Raw genomic sequence first — 17,824 nt, forward strand, 5'->3', positions numbered from 1 at the left:
TTTTACAAAGCATTCCTCTTAACGAGAGTAGAACTCAACGATTAGAGATTCGTTAATCTCAGCTGGAAGCTCAGAACGCTCTGGAAGACGTGTGAAAGTTCCTTCTAATTTGTCAGCGTCGAATGCTACGAAATCAGGAACAAAGTTAGTAACTTCGATCGCTTCTTTAACGATGTCAAGGTTGCGAGATTTTTCACGAAGTGTAACTGTTTGACCTGGTTGCATACGGTAAGAAGGGATATCTACGCGCTTGCCATCAACCATGATGTGTCCGTGGTTAACAAGCTGACGAGCTTGACGGCGAGTACGAGCTAAACCTAAACGATAAACAACGTTATCAAGACGAGATTCTAAAAGAACCATGAAGTTTTCACCGTGTTTACCAGTCATTTTACCAGCTTTATCGAATAAGTTACGGAATTGGCGCTCATTTACACCATACATATGACGAAGCTTTTGCTTCTCTTGTAATTGTAATCCGTACTCAGATAATTTTTTACGTTGGTTTGGACCATGTTGTCCAGGAGCGTAAGGACGCTTTTCTAATTCTTTACCAGTTCCGCTTAAGGAAATACCAAGACGACGAGATAATTTCCAGCTTGGGCCTGTATAACGAGCCATGAATGACTCCTCCTTTATGTTTTTATTTGGTAAAATAAAAACAGTTGTGGTCAGCTTTCATGTACATTTTGTTTTCATGCACCTTCGCCCTCGCAGCAGAGGGTTACACAGTACCCCGTCATCATTCAATGATTGAGGAACAAAATGAGAACGTAAAAGTGCTCACATAGGCTGCGATATTTTACACAAATTCTATTATACATTTTTATATTCCATGAAGTCAATGCCTTTTTTAATGAACAAGCAATCGCAACATAAGCGGTGGAAAAACTAAAACCTTTTCTAAGAAAAAAATTTATAAAGATTGAAACCATCTGGAAAAGATATGATATAATATAGTTCGAAAGTAATGTTATTTTGATATAAATAACAATTTATATTATAAAAATAGTTATTTATACCTAATTATATTTATTTTGTGAAGCTACTTATTACTATTTGGAATGTTCACTGAAAAAGAGAGAATGATAATTAATAAATTTTCAAATGCACTTACATCTATGATACAAACCTGCTCTAACTAAAATCTTGCTCGTTCAAAAATTTAGGTGATGTAGAAATGGAAAATAAATCTCAATTTATACTAAATCTTAAAAGCATTTTTTTTGATATACTCCAAAAAGGAGAATCTTTATTTCGCTATGAGGATTTATCCAATCATCTTGGCAACTTAACGGGTGCTGATCAAGTGATCATCTATCTTAAAGATGAATGGAAGCAGGCGTTTATTGCTGAGCCAAATATTGCAGTTTCAGGCTTGCCATCTTCATTCAGCTATGAAGCCATAAATGATAGTGAACATCTGTTTAATGTAACAAATAACATAAAAATTTGCAGATTAGATAATGGACAAGCCGTCATTATTCTTTTAGTTCAAGAGGACAAGCTATTAGGGTATTTGGTGCTATATTTTAAAAAAGATCAACTAAATGCACTTTCTGCTTCTTTATTAAATGATCTTGGAAATATTTGCAGCGATATTATTGGCAGGATAAACACACTTGATGATTTTCTTACTGAAAAAGATAGATATAAATTGCTGTTTCGTATGACAGAAAAATTCCAAAATTCAAGAAAAATGGATTTACTTTTACAAGAGATGTTAATCACCTTAAAAAAAGTATATCCAGGCTTTACCTTTTTCCTGTTGTTATCGCATGACTACAAGACAGATTTAGCTCTGCCTATTAAAGATTTGGATTATACAGAAGAAAAAAACGGTGCAATGCAGGCATATGCTACAGGCAGAATTCAAGTGGAAAGCAGATTGAAAAATAAGCACTCTACCCTTTACGCTCCTTTAATGGGAAGGCAGGGTATATACGGTGTCCTGCAAGTGAATGCAGCAGAAGCTGTTATTTTCCCAGAAAAGGAATTGACGTTTATCTCTCTTCTGGCAAGGACGACGGGAGGAGCAATAGAAAATGTGCAGCTTTATCAGCAGTCTCAGCAATTAATTAGTGACTTACAATTAATAAACGAAACCTCACATCGGTTAAATTCTGATCTCCGTTTAACGGAAACCATTAAATTTATGACGGAGCAAATTAAAGATTCATTTCATGCTGAAGAAGTAGGGTTTATATTACTCTCACAAGAGGGAGAAGCATTTAATGTCTTAAATGGGAGTACAAGTTTCTTTTTTACTCAAGAAGTTACAGCGTATATTGAATTAATTAAACAGAAAATGATTGAGGAAGAAGAAGCAATCTTTATTGGCGATCTGCTATTTCCAAGTAAACGCGGAAACACCTTGTTTAAGTCTGTAATGGCTGTCCCAATGGATCAAAGTGGTGAATTGCATGGGTTTGTCTTAGTAATGAACTGTACGCCTTATCACTTTACATTTGAATCTTTTAAATTGCTGCAATCACTGATACATCATTCAACACTTGCGTTTAAAAATTCACTTTTACGTGAGGAGCTGGAGAATCTCGTTATAACAGATCATCTGACTAAGCTATATTCTAGAAATTACTTAGACGACCAGGTAGAAATCTCTATGAATAAAGATAAAGAAGGCGTGTTATTATTAATTGATATAGACAATTTCAAAGCAATTAATGATGAATATGGACATCAAGTCGGGGATGATATTCTTAGACAAGTAGCTGATATTATCACTAATCATATTCGTTCTTCAGATATCGGTTCGAGGTGGGGCGGTGAAGAATTAGCTATCTATTTGCCAAATGTAACAGCAGACACGGGAACTTTGATTGCAAGAAGACTGAATACAAAAGTAAATAGCTTAACGAAACCTCAGGTGAGTATTTCATGCGGGGTATCCTATTGGAATGATGACATCGAGGATTCATATTCCGCTCTTTTTAAAAGAGCGGATGAAGGTCTTTATAAAGCGAAAAATTCTGGGAAAAATAAAGTGGTTTTTAAAAAGAAAACAGATGTTTAAAAGCTGTTTTCTTTTTTCGTTTCAGTAAAAATCAGTTTCTTTTTGAAAAAGCGAGCGCTCACCTAGATAGCCTGAAAAAGGAGTGACCATATCAATAAAAGGCTTTCCAAAAAAAGAAAATTATCATATGCTAACAGAGAAGGGGAGAATTGTTTCAATAAAATGTAAGCGTTTTCACACAAGGGGGAGAATGAACATTGAATAAAGATGATGTGATGTTTGAAACCAAATTAATCCACTCAGGCTACAATAGCCATGAATTTAAAGGCAGCTTGGCTCCGCCATTATTCCAAACGTCTACCTTTGCTTTTGATACGGCTGAACAAGGGGAGCGCCGCTTTGCTGGTGAAGAAACAGGCTTTATGTATTCAAGATTAGGCAACCCTACTGTCAGTTTATTGGAGGAAAGGATAGCTGAACTTGAGCATGCGGAGGCAGCGCTCGCTTTTGGCTCTGGAATGGCTGCAGTTTCAGCTGTTCTTATGGCGCTGACAAAAGCTGGCGATCATATTCTATGCTCACAAGGTGTGTATGGCTGCACATTTGGTCTTTTGAAAATGATGGATGAAAAATATGGGATTACACATGATTTTTCTAGTATGGAAACGAAGCAGAAATTACTGGAATGCATCACGCCTGAGACAAGTTGCATCTATGTGGAAACACCGATAAATCCAACCTTAAGTATAGTGGATTTACAAATGGTAGCAGAAGTAGGCAGGGAGAGGGGCATACCGGTTGTCGTCGACAATACTTTCTGTTCGCCTTACTTGCAGAGACCGATGATGCTAGGCTGTGATATTGTCATTCATAGTGCAACGAAATACATTGGCGGGCATGGTGATGTGGTGGCCGGATTAATTGCCGGCAGGAAAGAGATGATCGCCGACATCGCAATAACGACAAGAAAGGATATTGGCGGCATCATTTCTCCTTTTGATGCTTGGTTATTGCTTAGAGGATTAAAAACATTAGCACTACGAATGGATCGGCATTGCATGCTTGCAGCCCAATTGGCCGATTATTTAACAACACATCCTAAAGTAGAGAAAGTGTTTTATCCTGGGAATGAGAATCATCCAAATTATCATATTGCACAAAAGCAAATGAAACAAGCGGGCGGTTTGATTTCATTTACTATAATTGGAGATAAGAAAACAGCGCAAAAATTTATGGATGAGCTCCACTTAATCAAGATTGCTGTCAGCTTAGGGGATGCTGAGACACTGATCCAACAGCCAGCAACTATGACCCATGCTGTTGTTCCAGAAGAGGAAAGACGGAAGATGGGAATTGATGATACATTATTGCGGCTATCAGTCGGATTAGAGGGGCTGGATGATCTCAAGAAGGACCTTGACCAAGCACTTGCAAAAATCTAAATGATAAAAGTGAAAAAGGCAGTGAGCGAAATAAAACGGGATGCCCGCTATCCATAAAAGGAAGGGCATCCCGTAGAAGCAGAGCTGTCGTATTTTTTTAAAGAAATTTAATTAATACATCAGCAAATTCAGTTAACATTTTTTCATCGATTTCATCAAATCGACCTTTTTCTGGAGAATCAATATCTAATACTCCGAGAAGTTCCCCGTCCTTAATCAATGGAACAACAATCTCTGATTGTGAGGCAGCATCGCATGCGATATGTCCAGGGAATTGGTGGACATCCTCGATGCGCAACGTCTTTTTATTGCTTGCGGAAGTTCCGCATACCCCTTTGCCAAGAGGAATCCTTACACAGGCTGGAAGGCCTTGGAAAGGTCCTAGTACAAGCTCGCCATCTTCCATTAAATAAAAGCCCACCCAATTTGTACGATCAAGAAATTGGTTTAGCAAAGCAGAGGCATTACTTAAATTTGCAATTTGATTGGCTTCCCCTTCAAGCAATGCAGCCAGCTGTTTTATAACGAGTCGGTAATTTTCTTCTTTCGTTCCTCGATAGGATTCGACGTTAAACATCATTCATCACCAAGCTTTCTTTATGGTTATAGATTTTTATGCCATTTTTCCTAGAAAAAGACGAAACTTTGTCGAGATTTTTATAAAGGATAACTTAGTCCATAGCAAGAATATTTTTATTATAACAAGAAACCTGCAGTTTTTAACAGAAATTAATGTTGGAGGGAGGATCCGAAGGCATGAAGGAAAATTCAAAGGCGGCAATCATAGAAGCAGCGGTGTTTTTATTTAATCATAATGGGTTTAACGGTACATCGATTCGTGATATTGCAAAGAAAGCTCGAACAAATGTAGCTAATATATCCTATTATTTTGGTAATAAAAATGGGCTATTAGAACACTGCTTAACAGAGTATTATGAAGCATATTTACTCGAGATCGAAAAGGGCTACTCCATTTTGGAAAACGGAGCAACCGAAAGCTTAAAGGCGATTGTAGAAAATATCATCTACTTTCAATATGAAAACATTCAGCTAACAAGACTGATTGTCAGAGAGATGTCCATTGATTCACAAATTGTACGAGAAATCATGTCCACATATTTGACGAAAGAAAGATTTTATTTTAGCAAAGTCTTTGAGAAGGGGTTTAAAAACAAAGAATTTCGCATTAATACTGCGAATTATCTCATCTTGCAATTGAAAAGCTTGCTGACAATGCCGTTTTTAAATAGCCAATACGTAGCTGAAGTTCTTCATCTTCTCCCGCATGAAAAATATTTTGCTGATAAGTACATTAGAGAAACATATACATGGATTGATCGAGTCGTTTGCAGTTCAAATCAGACGAGAAAATTGAAGGCGAATTTATTGCGAATTTTATAAGTTTAATAGTGCGTTTACCTCTTCCCATCCTTGTCCAAGGTCTTTCACTTGATGAGCGTCCGATCCGAAGATAAGCGCTATTCCTTTTTTTGCAGCATTATTCGCAATAGATTGCGGCGGATAAGTTTCCAGACAAAAAGGTTTGAATGTACCTGCTCCATTATAGTCAAGCTCATAATGTTTAATTTTTATCGCATTCAGTACTTCATCTATTTCATTATCATATTCCCGAGCAGGGGGATATTTTTTTTGGAACTTTTTCACTAGTGTAATATGACCTATGCGCTTAGGCTTGTATCTGCCTAAATCTGCATTAATTGACATTAATAAAGTTTGAAAATAGCGGAGATAAACCGCGTCAATTGATCCATATCGTTCAATCATTGCTCCAAAAGCCTTCGGACTGTAATCAACACAATGATATTGATGTTGATATTTTAAGAAATGAACAGATAAAATTGCATCATCCAGCTGCGGGCCGACTTCATTTAGAAATCTTTCCGTTTCACTCTCATAGCCTTCGATAAAATCTACCTCTAGTCCTGTATTTATTTTAATCTCTTTCATATATTCCTTTTTCAAATTTTCTATTTCAGTAAAATAAAGCTGTAAATCAGATAAATTCATTGAACTATCCTGAACGGGTACAGGGTCGGTGAATCCTTCGGGAAGCGGAGCATGTTCGGTAAATGTGATTTCTTCAAACCCGAGTGATATTGCTCTTTCTACATAGGATTGAAGGGAATCCTTTGTCCCGTGTGGGCAGTAGGGGGTATGTATATGGCCGTCCTTTTTCATAAGTATCAACCTTTCGACTCACAATGTTATTACATACTGAAGAACTAGATGTTTGAATTTTTTTGTCAAATATGAGATAAAGAGAGTTCCTATCCTTTTAAGCCAAAATTATTGATTATACGAATTTTCACCAATTATTTCAACAAAATATGAAATTAATAGTCAAAAAATGTCGTTTACATGGTATCATAAAAGCATTAAAAAGAACATGATAAAAAATTGAAATATATATAGATTACATATACTGGCTCGGGCACAGAACAGGGGGCTTTACAGATGGAATTTGTGATTGGCGGCATCGTCATAGCTATATGCATTTATTTTGCAGGGTATTTTTTAAAGAAAAAATATTATAAAGAAGTTGACAGGCTTGAAACTTGGAAAATGGATATAATGGATCGCCCTGTTTTGGAGGAGTTTTCAAAGGTAAAGGCTTTGAACATGACTGGTCAAACTGAAGAATTGTTTGAAAAGTGGCGAAGTGAATGGGATGAAGTAGTCACTTCACATCTCCCAAACGCTGAAGCTTCATTATTTGATGCGGAAGAATACATAGACAAATATCGATTTAATAAAGCAAAAGAAGTATTGGAAAACTTAGAAGTGAACTTAAATAAGGTCGAAGAAGAAATTAAACAGATTTTAACGGAATTAAGCGATCTTGTTGGTAGTGAAGAGCAAAATCGTCTTGAGATTGAAGCATTAAGAGAAGAATATCGAGAATATAAAAAACGGCTGCTTACACAGAGGCACACTTTCGGGAAGCCTGGTGAGCTACTTGAGAAAAAGCTTGAGGAAGTACAAGGTCAATTTGAAGAGTTTGATCAAAAGACGACAGAAGGCAATTATTTAGAGGCGCGTGAAACCGTCCTATCGATTAAAAATAATATCGAAGAGGTTGCAAACAAGGTAGAGCAGATTCCTCAGCTTCTAGTTGAATGCCGCACAAAGGTTCCAGTTCAAATTGCAGAATTGAAAGATGGATACCAAGAAATGTTAAAGCAAGGATATATATTAGAACATTTACAGCTGGATAAAGAAGCTGACGAAATCGATCAAGAGCTTCAGAAGCTATCGGAGTATGTAGAACAAACGAAGGTTGCCGAAGTCGCTCAAGGGCTGGAAGAAGTGAAAGAAAGGTTAGACGCATTATATGATCTTCTTGAAAAAGAGGTCCATGCAAAACACTTCATCCAACAAGAAGGACAAATTGCCAAGGATTTATTGTTTTCCAGCAGTGAAAAGCATATGATGCTGAAGGAAGAAAAGGAGTTAGTCTGTGAAAGCTATCATGTACCGGGCAATGATTTAGAAGTACAGGACAAGCTTGAAAAAGCGCTAACCTCACTGATTAAGAAATACGATTTGCTTCAGCATAAAATTGATAGCCAAAATGTACCGCATTCTGTTCTGCAGAGCGAGCTTGCAGAGATAAAGTCCGAACTTGAATATATTAAAGAAGAACAGGAGCTTTTCGCTGAAAAACTTCAAACGTTAAGGAAAGACGAAATCGTTGCAAGAGAAAAAGTGAATGAACTAAAAAAGAAAATCAGCGATATGATAAGGCTAGTGTCCAAAAGCAATGTTCCCGGTCTCCCGCAAGAGTATAAATATGCATTGCAGGATGCAAATGAAAGTATAAAAAATGTCACAGAACACCTAGAGGTTAAGCCATTAAGTATTCAAACCGTGAATGAATATTTGGAAATTGCTGTTCTGACTGTAGAGAAAACCGTCACATATACAAATGAAATGATTGAAACCATTTTATTAACCGAAAAAGTTATTCAGTATGGAAATCGATATAGAAGCAGCAATCCGGGACTTGCCGAGAAGTTTAGCAAAGCAGAAGAATCATTTAGGAATTATGAATATAAAGCTGCGCTTGAACAAGCTGCAACATCTATTGAAGAAATCGAACCTGGAGCGCTGCAAAAAATAGAAGGCTGGATGAAAGAATAGTAAATGTGAGGATTTGCCTGACTAATCAGGTGAATCCTTTTTTGTGCCAGGAAGGGCTGATAGAGCCGATATGCGCATCAATCTAACATTGTAGGAAATAAAAAAACAGCGAAGTGATCTTCGCTGTTTTTAAATTACTTTTTCTCAGTAACTAGCTCCTCTTTAGAGCCAGTAATAATTGAAATAATATAACCAATTATAGCCCCGATGATTGCTGGAACAATCCAGCCGATTCCGACATTAAATAGAGGCAGGAAGGATAATCCGTTGTTTAGTGCTTCTATCTTTATTCCTGCTGTATTTAATCCATCTACAACACTGATTAATCCAGTTGGAATTAATGCGCAAATGTAAACAATTGATGCCCCTTTGAATACATTATTCATTAATGAAAGCACAATTAGTACAATTGCTAGCGGATAAATAAACGTTAATACAGGAACAGAAAAATTAATTAGCTGTGTTAAACCAATGTTTGCAATTGCTGCACTGAATACTGAGAAAATTATAACGAATTTTTTGTAAGAAATACTTGGCATGATTTTATTAAAGTAGCTTGCACATGATGAAATTAATCCTACAGAAGTTGTCAGGCATGCAAAAATGATTGCAAAACCTAATATATAGCCTCCGGCAGAACCAAATAAGAATTGAGCTGCGCCAGACAAAATTGCTCCGCCATTCGCTTGTGCGCCAATAGCCTCAGGTGCCGTAGAACCAATATAAGCAAGTGCAACATAAACGACTGCTAATCCGACAGCTGCAATGATTCCTGCATAAATGCAAATTTTCATAATAGAGTGTTTATTTTTAACCCCTAAGCCCTGAATAGAACCAATTACGATGATTCCAAAAACGAGGGCAGCAATGGTATCCATTGTTAAATACCCTTCAATGAATCCTTTAAAAAATGGACCATCCTGGTATGCTCCAACTGGTGCTTGAGGTGAACCCATCGGTGTAATAAATGCTTTAACAACGATAATGGCTAGCACAATTAATAAAATTGGCGTTAAAATATTTCCTATTACGTCAACTAGCTTAGTTGGGTTTAAAGCAAGCAGACATGTAATGATAAAAAATACGATTGAGAATATCAATAATGGCCAGAATGCACTGGAAGCGGTTTCAGATAAAAAAGGAAAAACGCCGATTTCAAATGAAACGGTTGCAGTTCGCGGAATGGCGAAAAGAGGCCCGATTACTAAATACATAACGACTGTGAATATAATCCCATAAACAGGATGAACGCGATTTGCCATTGTTTGTACATCGCCATTTTTGGCAATGGCAATGATTGCAATTAAGGGAAGACCTACACCGGTTATTAGAAAGCCGATAATGGCAACCCAAACTTCTGTGCCGGCATCCTGGCCTAAAAATGGTGGAAAGATCATATTGCCTGCTCCAAAGAATAAGGCAAAAAGCATTAATCCTATAGAGAATATATGCTTAAATGAAAGTGTGCTATTATTCATACAATTTACCCCCTAGTTCTCTCATACATAGTTTCCATTTTTTCAACAGTTACCATACTACCATGCTTTTAGCGAAATGTGTCGAATTAAAAAAATGTTGTAATTTTGGGTATATTGAAATAACGGTAGCAAACTTAGAGAGGACGCTATCGGAGCATAATTTTTAAACTCAATTTATTTCATTATAAATCATAAACCCGTAATTACCAAGAGGAATCTGTATTAATACAATATTTTTTTTTGCAAGGTGTATCGTAATAATGAGTTATATCCATATAGTAAATGATTTGCGAGATATATTTAATAACATTTCTTTCTAGCGAAATTTTATGCTAAGATTAAAAATTGCATAAGTGTTTCTTTGAAAGGAGCAGACATGATTTACTTTGATAATAGCGCGACAACACAACCATATAAAGAAGCAGTGGACTCATTTGTAAAAGTTTCTTCCAATTATTTCGGCAATCCGTCCTCACTTCATGGCTTTGGAGAAAAAGCTGAAAGACTTATTATGCAAGCAAGAGAACAGATTGCAGATCACTTAGGAGTAAGAAGCAATGAAATATATTTTACATCTGGTGGAACAGAAGGAAATAATATGGCGATTAAAGGAGCGGCTCTCATGTACCGCAACAGGGGCCGTCATATCATTACTTCCTCCATTGAACATCCGTCAGTTAAAGAAGCATTGCTGCAATTAGAAACTTTAGGTTTTGAAGTAAGTTATTTACCAGTTGATTCTTACGGAATAATAGATATTACCGCATTAGAACGTGAGATTAGAGAAGATACTATTCTTGTTTCCATTATGCATATCAACAATGAAACAGGGTCAATCCAGCCAATTGGAAAAATTGGCGATATTTTAAAAAGCTATCCAAAAGCCCACTTACATGTTGATTATGTACAAGGCATCGGAAAAGTCCCTTTAAACATTGCTGAACATCAGATTGATCTTTGTACAATCTCCAGCCATAAGTTTCATGGACTAAAAGGAACTGGGGCATTATTTATTCGTGATGGTGTTCATATATCCCCGCTGCTTTCAGGTGGCAATCAAGAAAACAAAATGCGGAGCGGAACAGAAAATACCGGTGGAATTGTTGCAATGGCAAAGGCATTAAGAATGACAATGGAAGAAATGAAAGCAAATGGCGGACAGCTGCTGTCAATAAAAACCTATCTTATGAAGGAACTTGGGGAGATGGAAGAGGTAATCATTCATACACCTGTCGAACATGCAGCACCTCATATTATTAATTTTTCCATTAAAGGCTTCAAAGCCGAAGTCTTTGTTCATGCATTAGAAGAAAAGGACATTTATATATCTACCACAAGTGCTTGTTCTTCTAAACATACTTCAGTCAGTGGAACATTAATTTGTATGGGCGTTGCAGAAAAGATAGCAAAAAGTGCGGTTAGAGTAAGCCTATCCTATAAAAATACAATGGATGAAGCAAAAATCTTCGTCACAGCAGTTAAAAAGACAATCATTCAACTACGAAAGGTAATGAAAGTAAAATGATATATGACAGAATTTTGATTCGTTATGGAGAAATCTCTACAAAGGGGAGAAACCGAAAGCAATTTGTTGATAAATTAAGAAGAAGTATAAAACGAGTGCTACATGATTTCCCTGATGTAAAAATAGAAGCACAGCGCGATCGGATGTTTATCCTTTTAAATGGAGAAAAAAGCGAAGAAATCATTGAACGATTAAAAGATATATTTGGGATACAATCCTTTAGCCCAGCAATGAAAGTGGAAAAAGATCTTCATGCAATGAAAGAAGCAGCATTGTCATTATTTAAAAATGTCTATAGTGAGGGGAAATCTTTTAAAATCACTGCTAAAAGGGCAGATAAAGAATTTGAGCTTGATACAAATGAGATAAATCAAGAATTTGGCGGTCATATTTTAAAAAACATGGCAAATGTAAAAGTGAATGTTAAACAGCCCGATATTAATTTAGTTGTTGAGGTTCGAAAAGAAGCGAGCTATATATCTTGTGAAAATTATAAAGGAGCAGGCGGATTACCGGCAGGATCAAGCGGAAAAGCGATGCTGATGCTGTCAGGTGGCATTGACAGTCCTGTTGCAGGCTACTTATCGATGAAACGCGGTATTGAAATTGAAGCCGTGCATTTTTATAGTCCACCTTTTACAAGTGAACGCTCTAAGCAAAAGGTAATCGATCTTGCAGAAAAGCTTTCACGAATAAACGGCGGTGTCGCTCTTCATATCGTGCCATTTACTGAGATACAGCAATTGATACAAAAACAAATACCAGATAATTATACGATGACTACAACAAGAAGGATTATGATGAGAATCACAGATGAACTGCGAAAAAAATATGAAGGATTAGCAATAGTCACAGGAGAAAGCCTAGGACAAGTAGCAAGTCAAACGATGGAAAGCATGTATGCAATTAATGAAGTGATTAGCACACCAATTTTAAGGCCGCTCATCACAATGGATAAAGCAGATATAATCGACATTGCCCAAGAGATTGATACCCATGATATATCAATAAGACCATTTGAGGACTGCTGTACTGTATTCGTGCCATCATCGCCGAAAACTAAGCCTAAATTGGAAAAGGTTCAGCATTTTGAGAGCTTCACCGACTTTGAACCTTATATTGCAAAGGCGGTAGAAAACACTGAAAAAATCGTTGTAAAACCGAATGTTGCGTTAGAAAAAGAGATGGAAGATTTGTTTTAAATCTTATTTAAAAAAATAAATGCAACAATTACCAATTAATATTTGCATACAGCCATGTGATTCTACACATTCTATACTCACAAGGAGGTGAAATCACATGGCAAACAACAGTTCAAATAACTTAGTTGTACCGGGAGTACAACAAGCTCTTGACCAAATGAAATACGAAATCGCTACTGAATTCGGTGTTAACCTTGGTGGAGAAACTACTTCTCGCGCTAACGGTTCAGTAGGTGGTGAAATCACTAAACGTTTAGTTCAAATGGCTGAACAACAATTAGGTGGTTACCAAAAATAATTATTTATAAATATTATGGCTACATTGAGCAGGACAGATGTCCTGCTCTTTCTTTTGTTTTTAATTTAATTAGTTAAATATTTTAATTGTTTAAATAATTTTGTATAATAATATTAATCAGCCTGTTGTCGACATAAAATCATTTCTAAAAGGGGAGATTTTACATGAAACGCGAAGACTTATTAGCACCGGAGGAATATAACCTCGTCTCAGAAGTGGAAAAATTCGCAAAAGATAAACAAAAATTTGCAATTAAATGGGAAAGTGATTCTGGAGAAAAACAAGATATTACATATGATGGATTAATTAAAAATGCGAATAAAATTGGAAACGTTTTCTCTGAGAATGGATTAAAACAGGGCGATGTCATTCTTGTAATTGTACCCCGTCTTATTGAGGCATACCAAACGTATCTTGCAGCGCTGAAATCAGGGTTCGTTGTCATTCCGAGTTCAGAAATGCTGCGTGCAAAAGATCTTCAATACCGTATTAATCATGGGGATGTAAAGGCGATTGTCAGTTATCATCCATATGTCGGGGAGTTCTCTTCTATTAAGGAAGCCGAAAGCCTACCGAAATTTGTGATTGGCGGAAAAGTCGATGGATAGATCCATTTAGATGAGAAGATGGAAAGTGCATCAGATAAACTTGAAATTGCAAAAACATCACAGGATGATATGGCATTTCTTTCCTATACATCCGGTACAACTGGTAATCCTAAAGGTGTTGTCCATACACATGGCTGGGCATTTGCACATTTGCGCACAGCGGCACCTCATTGGCTTTGTATTGAAGAAGGTGATACAGTTTGGGCAACTGCTGGACCAGGATGGCAAAAGTGGATATGGAGCCCATTTTTATCTGTATTAGGCTCGGGCGGAACAGGCTTTGTCTATAGTGGCAAATTTGAACCGAAAAAATATCTACAGCTACTTGCGGATTACGATGTTAATGTTCTTTGCTGTACGCCAACTGAATATCGTTTAATGGCGAAGGTAGACAATATTTCTGATTATAAGCTTCCTAATCTCCATAGTGCGGTTTCTGCCGGTGAACCATTAAATCGTGAAGTGATCGATACATTCCAAAGACATTTTAATTTAAAGGTAAGAGACGGTTACGGACAAACGGAAAATACATTATTAGTTGGCGTTACAAAAGATATGGAGTTAAGAGCTGGTTCGATGGGCAAGCCGACTCCTGGGAACAGAGTGGAAATCATTAATGAAGAAGGAAAACCTTGCAAAGCTGGTGAAGTGGGCGATATTGCTGTACATGTAGAGACACCTGCATTATTCAAGAACTATTACAAAGATCCGGAAAGAACAGCCATGCAATTTAGGGGAGAATATTATATTACAGGGGATAAGGCGAAAATGGATGAAGAAGGGTACTTCTGGTTTGAGGGCCGAGGTGATGACATCATTATTAGTTCAGGCTACACCATTGGACCATTCGAAGTAGAGGATGCGCTTGTAAAACATCCTACAGTAAAAGAGTGTGCGGTGGTTGGAAGTCCGGATGAAGTCCGCGGACTAATTGTGAAAGCCTTTATCGTGCTAAAAGAAGATGTTAATCAGAATAATCCGGATTTAATACCTGCCTTGCAAGAGCATGTAAAAGAGCTTACAGCTCCATATAAATACCCTAGACGGATTGAGTTTGTAGAGGATCTGCCAAAAACAACATCAGGGAAAATTATGAGAAAAGAGTTGCGGAAAAAAGAAGAAGCGGCCTCCACGTCACAATAATTGATTGGCTATGCACACTTTAGTGGAGGCCATTATCAGACTCCTGTGGGAATGCAATAGCGAAGCGGCTCGAATCGCTTAGGAAGCGAGAGATAAGCCTTGGAAAATCCTATATTATCTACAGCTTGAACAGGTGGATTTTATCCACCTGTTTTTATATGTCATCAAGTCAATATTATCAACTAGGGGGGAGCCATTCTTTCTGCTATACTGAAAATAAAAAAGCTAAAAGGAGTAATACATAATGGGGACGCTCTGGTATGGTGGAAATATTTATACACTTCAAAGTGAAAATGACAGAGTAGAGGCAATATTCACTCGTGGTGATCGAATTATTGCATTAGGTACGGAAGCTGACTTGCGTATGAAATATGAAAATGAGCTTGAAAGAATCATCGATCTGCAAGGGGCAACAATGCTACCTGGTTTTGTGGATAGTCACATGCATTTAATAGGCCATGGAGAAAAGCTCATTCGTTTAGACCTGTCATCCTTCACAACAAAGTCGGCAGCACTTGCTGCATTAAAGGAATATGCAACAGGATTTTCTCCTGGAGAATGGATTATAGGCGAGGGATGGAATGAGAATCTTTGGGAAGAGCCGGTGCCTATTTATGCACATGAAATTGATGAAGCAGTTCCTGATCACCCGGTCATGCTGAAAAGAATATGCCGGCACGCCATTTCAGCTAATTCGAAAGCATTGCGATTGGCATCGATAAATGTTGATACCACTTGTCCCCCAGGCGGTGTAATTGAAAAGGATGAGAAGGGATATCCTAATGGTTTATTAAAAGACCAGGCACAGGATATTCTTTTAAATGTGATTCCTGCTGTATCCGATGAGTATATGAGCAAAGCGATGCGGGCGGCAATACGAGATGCACACAAACTCGGGCTGACTGGCGGACATACAGAGGATTTAAATTACTATGGCGGATATGCACAAACATATAGGACATTTCACGATGTCATAGAGCAGGAGGGACTGCGTTTTAGGGTGCATTTACTTGTACATCATGAAGTGGTCGATGATATGGCTGCAGCTGGAAACCAATATTTAAGCGGTGGAAAATGGATTGAATTCGGTGCAATGAAGCTGTTTGCTGACGGTGCTCTAGGAGGGAGAACCGCATTGTTGAGCCATCCATATAACGATGACCCAGCCGTATCTGGCGTTGCAATTTTTACTCAAGAACAGTTAAATGGGTTAATTTTAAAAGCAAGACAAAAAAAATTACCAGTAGCTATTCATGCAATTGGAGACTTAGCATTTGAAATGGCTTTGAATGCCATTGAGAAGCATCCTCTTACTGTAATGGGTCGAGACAGATTGATTCATGGACAAATATTGCGAAAAGAGCTGATTGATCGAGCAAAACAACTGCCGCTTATTCTTGATATCCAGCCAAGATTTGTCGCCTCAGATTTCCCATGGGTCGTTGAACGAATAGGTGCAGAAAGAATGAAGTATTGCTATGCGTGGAAAACACTGCTTAATGAAGGTGTACCGTGTGCAGGTGGATCAGATGCACCAATTGAGCCGCTCAATCCGCTATTAGGCATCCATGCAGCCGTGACTAGAACAAATTTAGAAGATCCAGAGATTTCCTATTATCCAGAAGAAGCCTTAACGATCTATGAAGCGGTATCATTATTCACGAAGGGCAGTGCTTTTGCTGCCTGTCATGAAGATAACCGCGGCATGCTGCAGGAAGGATTCATTGCTGATTTCACTATACTTAAAGAAGATATCTTTAAAGTGGGATATGGAGACATACCGAATATTTCCGTGGTAAAAACAGTAATTGGCGGAGAAATTGTGTACGAAGATTAAAGAATTTTTAAAAATTCATTGCACACCTATTTTTATAAGATTATAATTACATTTATTTCGAAAACAGAAAGAATCGAGGAAGGATAACATGAGCAATGAAATGAAAAAGGGTGCTTTTTATGCAGGCTTTTCTTATTTCCTGTGGGGTGTGCTGCCGATTTATTGGAAAATGCTGCATGATGTAAATGCTGGGGAAACGTTAGCAAACAGGATTGTTTGGAGCTTTATTTTTATGGTGCTTCTGCTTGTGATAATGAGGAAGTGGAGCGGCTTTATTACAACAATTAAAGGCCTCCTTACAAATAAAAAACAATTAATTGGACTTATTATTGCTTCTCTATTAGTCAGTGGCAACTGGTTTATTTTCATTTGGGCTGTAAACTCAGACAGAATCATAGAGACGAGCATGGGCTACTATATTAACCCTTTAATTAGTGTATTGCTTGGCATGGCTGTATTCAAAGAAAAGCTGTCACGGTCACAGCTGCTTTCCTTCGTACTGGCGGCAGTGGGCGTCCTTATTTTAACTATTTCCTATGGAGAGTTTCCGTGGGTTTCTATTTTGCTTGCTTTAACGTTTGCACTCTATGGATTAGCGAAGAAAATGGTGAAGGTAGATTCTGAAGTAGGTTTAACCTTGGAGACACTAGTCATTACTCCAGTGGCGCTAATATATATTATCAGTCTCTTTTTTAAAGGTCATCATTCCTTATTTAGCGGGAGCTTGCAAACGGACTTGTTTCTCATGGGAGCAGGTGTAGTTACTGCGATTCCATTACTGTTATTTTCTAAAGGCGTTCAGCGCATTCCGTTGTCGATGGCGGGCTTTTTACAATATATCGCACCGACAATTATGCTGATCTTAGGCGTATTTGTATATGATGAATACTTTTCTAAAGTGCACTTCATTTCGTTTGCTTTTATTTGGCTATCATTGACATTGTATTCTTTGTCAAAAACGAAGCTTATCCTTCATTGGGAAGCCAAATGGAAAAATGGAAATCAAGTAGGTATGTAAATGACAAAAAATTAGGAACTGTGACCAAAAATGGCGGGGAATTCAAAAAAAATGGTCACAGAGTGTAAAACTGTGACCAAAAATGGCGGAGAAATCAAAAAAACGGTTACAGAGTAAAGAACTGTGACCAAAAATGGC

At 37.5% G+C, this 17,824-nt stretch carries 13 protein-coding genes and 1 pseudogene; 10 read left to right on the forward strand and 4 right to left on the reverse strand.

The window, feature by feature from the left end:
• Positions 1-18: 18 nt before the first annotated feature.
• On the reverse strand, positions 19-621 hold the full coding sequence (gene rpsD / locus CWS20_RS23940) for a 30S ribosomal protein S4 (RefSeq protein WP_066191251.1): 603 nt from the start codon (positions 619-621) through the stop codon (positions 19-21).
• A gap of 559 nt (positions 622-1,180) precedes the next feature.
• Here rpsD and CWS20_RS23945 point away from each other — a divergent pair.
• Together CWS20_RS23945 and megL are read left to right on the forward strand one after the other, a co-directional pair.
• Positions 1,181-3,034: a sensor domain-containing diguanylate cyclase gene (locus tag CWS20_RS23945; RefSeq protein ID WP_066191256.1), complete on the forward strand. Its 1,854-nt coding sequence runs from the start codon at positions 1,181-1,183 to the stop codon at positions 3,032-3,034.
• A gap of 197 nt (positions 3,035-3,231) precedes the next feature.
• A complete protein-coding gene (megL, locus tag CWS20_RS23950; RefSeq protein ID WP_411814273.1) occupies positions 3,232-4,416 on the forward strand; it encodes a methionine gamma-lyase in 1,185 nt (394 codons plus the stop codon).
• A 97-nt stretch (positions 4,417-4,513) separates the two neighbouring features.
• On the opposite strand, the gene CWS20_RS23955 is transcribed toward megL, so the two are convergent.
• Positions 4,514-4,993, reverse strand: a complete 480-nt coding sequence (locus CWS20_RS23955; RefSeq protein WP_066191258.1) for a GAF domain-containing protein — start codon at positions 4,991-4,993, stop codon at positions 4,514-4,516.
• A 179-nt stretch (positions 4,994-5,172) separates the two neighbouring features.
• Between CWS20_RS23955 and refZ the strand changes: the two genes are divergently transcribed.
• On the forward strand, positions 5,173-5,817 hold the full coding sequence (gene refZ / locus CWS20_RS23960) for a forespore capture DNA-binding protein RefZ (protein ID WP_066191261.1): 645 nt from the start codon (positions 5,173-5,175) through the stop codon (positions 5,815-5,817).
• Here the strand turns inward: refZ and hisJ are convergent.
• A complete protein-coding gene (gene hisJ / locus CWS20_RS23965) occupies positions 5,812-6,615 on the reverse strand; it encodes a histidinol-phosphatase HisJ (RefSeq protein WP_101226419.1) in 804 nt (267 codons plus the stop codon). The two genes, refZ and hisJ, sit on opposite strands and share 6 nt — an antisense overlap.
• A 276-nt stretch (positions 6,616-6,891) precedes the next feature.
• On the opposite strand from hisJ, the gene ezrA reads away from it, so the two are divergent.
• Positions 6,892-8,577, forward strand: a complete 1,686-nt coding sequence (ezrA, locus tag CWS20_RS23970; RefSeq protein ID WP_066191265.1) for a septation ring formation regulator EzrA — start codon at positions 6,892-6,894, stop codon at positions 8,575-8,577.
• Positions 8,578-8,711: 134 nt separating this feature from the next.
• Here ezrA and brnQ read toward each other — a convergent pair whose 3' ends face one another.
• Entirely contained in the window at positions 8,712-10,055 is a 1,344-nt protein-coding gene (gene brnQ / locus CWS20_RS23975; protein WP_066191268.1) for a branched-chain amino acid transport system II carrier protein, read from the reverse strand.
• Positions 10,056-10,431: 376 nt separating this feature from the next.
• On the opposite strand from brnQ, the gene CWS20_RS23980 reads away from it, so the two are divergent.
• The 6 genes and pseudogenes from CWS20_RS23980 to rarD all read left to right on the forward strand — a co-directional run bounded on the left by CWS20_RS23980 (position 10,432) and on the right by rarD (position 17,686).
• Entirely contained in the window at positions 10,432-11,580 is a 1,149-nt protein-coding gene (locus CWS20_RS23980) for a cysteine desulfurase family protein (RefSeq protein WP_066191270.1), read from the forward strand.
• Complete coding sequence (thiI, locus tag CWS20_RS23985; RefSeq protein ID WP_066191271.1) at positions 11,577-12,782, forward strand: tRNA uracil 4-sulfurtransferase ThiI; 1,206 nt, start codon at positions 11,577-11,579, stop codon at positions 12,780-12,782. The genes CWS20_RS23980 and thiI overlap by 4 nt, the downstream gene beginning before the upstream one ends.
• A 97-nt stretch (positions 12,783-12,879) precedes the next feature.
• Positions 12,880-13,080: an alpha/beta-type small acid-soluble spore protein gene (locus tag CWS20_RS23990; RefSeq protein WP_066191274.1), complete on the forward strand. Its 201-nt coding sequence runs from the start codon at positions 12,880-12,882 to the stop codon at positions 13,078-13,080.
• 164 nt (positions 13,081-13,244) lie between these two features.
• Positions 13,245-14,831, forward strand: a pseudogene (mbcS, locus tag CWS20_RS23995) (acyl-CoA synthetase MbcS).
• Between the two features lie 244 nt (positions 14,832-15,075).
• Positions 15,076-16,668, forward strand: coding sequence for an amidohydrolase (locus CWS20_RS24000; protein WP_066191277.1), 1,593 nt, complete (start codon positions 15,076-15,078; stop codon positions 16,666-16,668).
• 88 nt (positions 16,669-16,756) lie between these two features.
• Positions 16,757-17,686, forward strand: a complete 930-nt coding sequence (gene rarD / locus CWS20_RS24005; RefSeq protein ID WP_066191282.1) for an EamA family transporter RarD — start codon at positions 16,757-16,759, stop codon at positions 17,684-17,686.
• Positions 17,687-17,824 lie beyond the last annotated feature (138 nt).

It is taken from the genome of Cytobacillus horneckiae (genome assembly GCF_002835735.1).
Taxonomy (GTDB): Bacteria; Bacillota; Bacilli; order Bacillales; family Cytobacillaceae; genus Cytobacillus; species Cytobacillus horneckiae.

Coding starts and splice junctions, on each gene's coding strand:
- CWS20_RS23980 (WP_066191270.1), top strand. CDS start 10,432: ATGATTTACTTTGATAATAGCGCGACAACACAACCATATAAAGAAGCA.
- CWS20_RS23990 (WP_066191274.1), top strand. CDS start 12,880: ATGGCAAACAACAGTTCAAATAACTTAGTTGTACCGGGAGTACAACAA.
- hisJ (WP_101226419.1), bottom strand. CDS start 6,615: ATGAAAAAGGACGGCCATATACATACCCCCTACTGCCCACACGGGACA.
- refZ (WP_066191261.1), top strand. CDS start 5,173: ATGAAGGAAAATTCAAAGGCGGCAATCATAGAAGCAGCGGTGTTTTTA.
- ezrA (WP_066191265.1), top strand. CDS start 6,892: ATGGAATTTGTGATTGGCGGCATCGTCATAGCTATATGCATTTATTTT.
- rpsD (WP_066191251.1), bottom strand. CDS start 621: ATGGCTCGTTATACAGGCCCAAGCTGGAAATTATCTCGTCGTCTTGGT.
- thiI (WP_066191271.1), top strand. CDS start 11,577: ATGATATATGACAGAATTTTGATTCGTTATGGAGAAATCTCTACAAAG.
- brnQ (WP_066191268.1), bottom strand. CDS start 10,055: ATGAATAATAGCACACTTTCATTTAAGCATATATTCTCTATAGGATTA.
- CWS20_RS23945 (WP_066191256.1), top strand. CDS start 1,181: ATGGAAAATAAATCTCAATTTATACTAAATCTTAAAAGCATTTTTTTT.
- rarD (WP_066191282.1), top strand. CDS start 16,757: ATGAGCAATGAAATGAAAAAGGGTGCTTTTTATGCAGGCTTTTCTTAT.
- CWS20_RS23955 (WP_066191258.1), bottom strand. CDS start 4,993: ATGTTTAACGTCGAATCCTATCGAGGAACGAAAGAAGAAAATTACCGA.
- CWS20_RS24000 (WP_066191277.1), top strand. CDS start 15,076: ATGGGGACGCTCTGGTATGGTGGAAATATTTATACACTTCAAAGTGAA.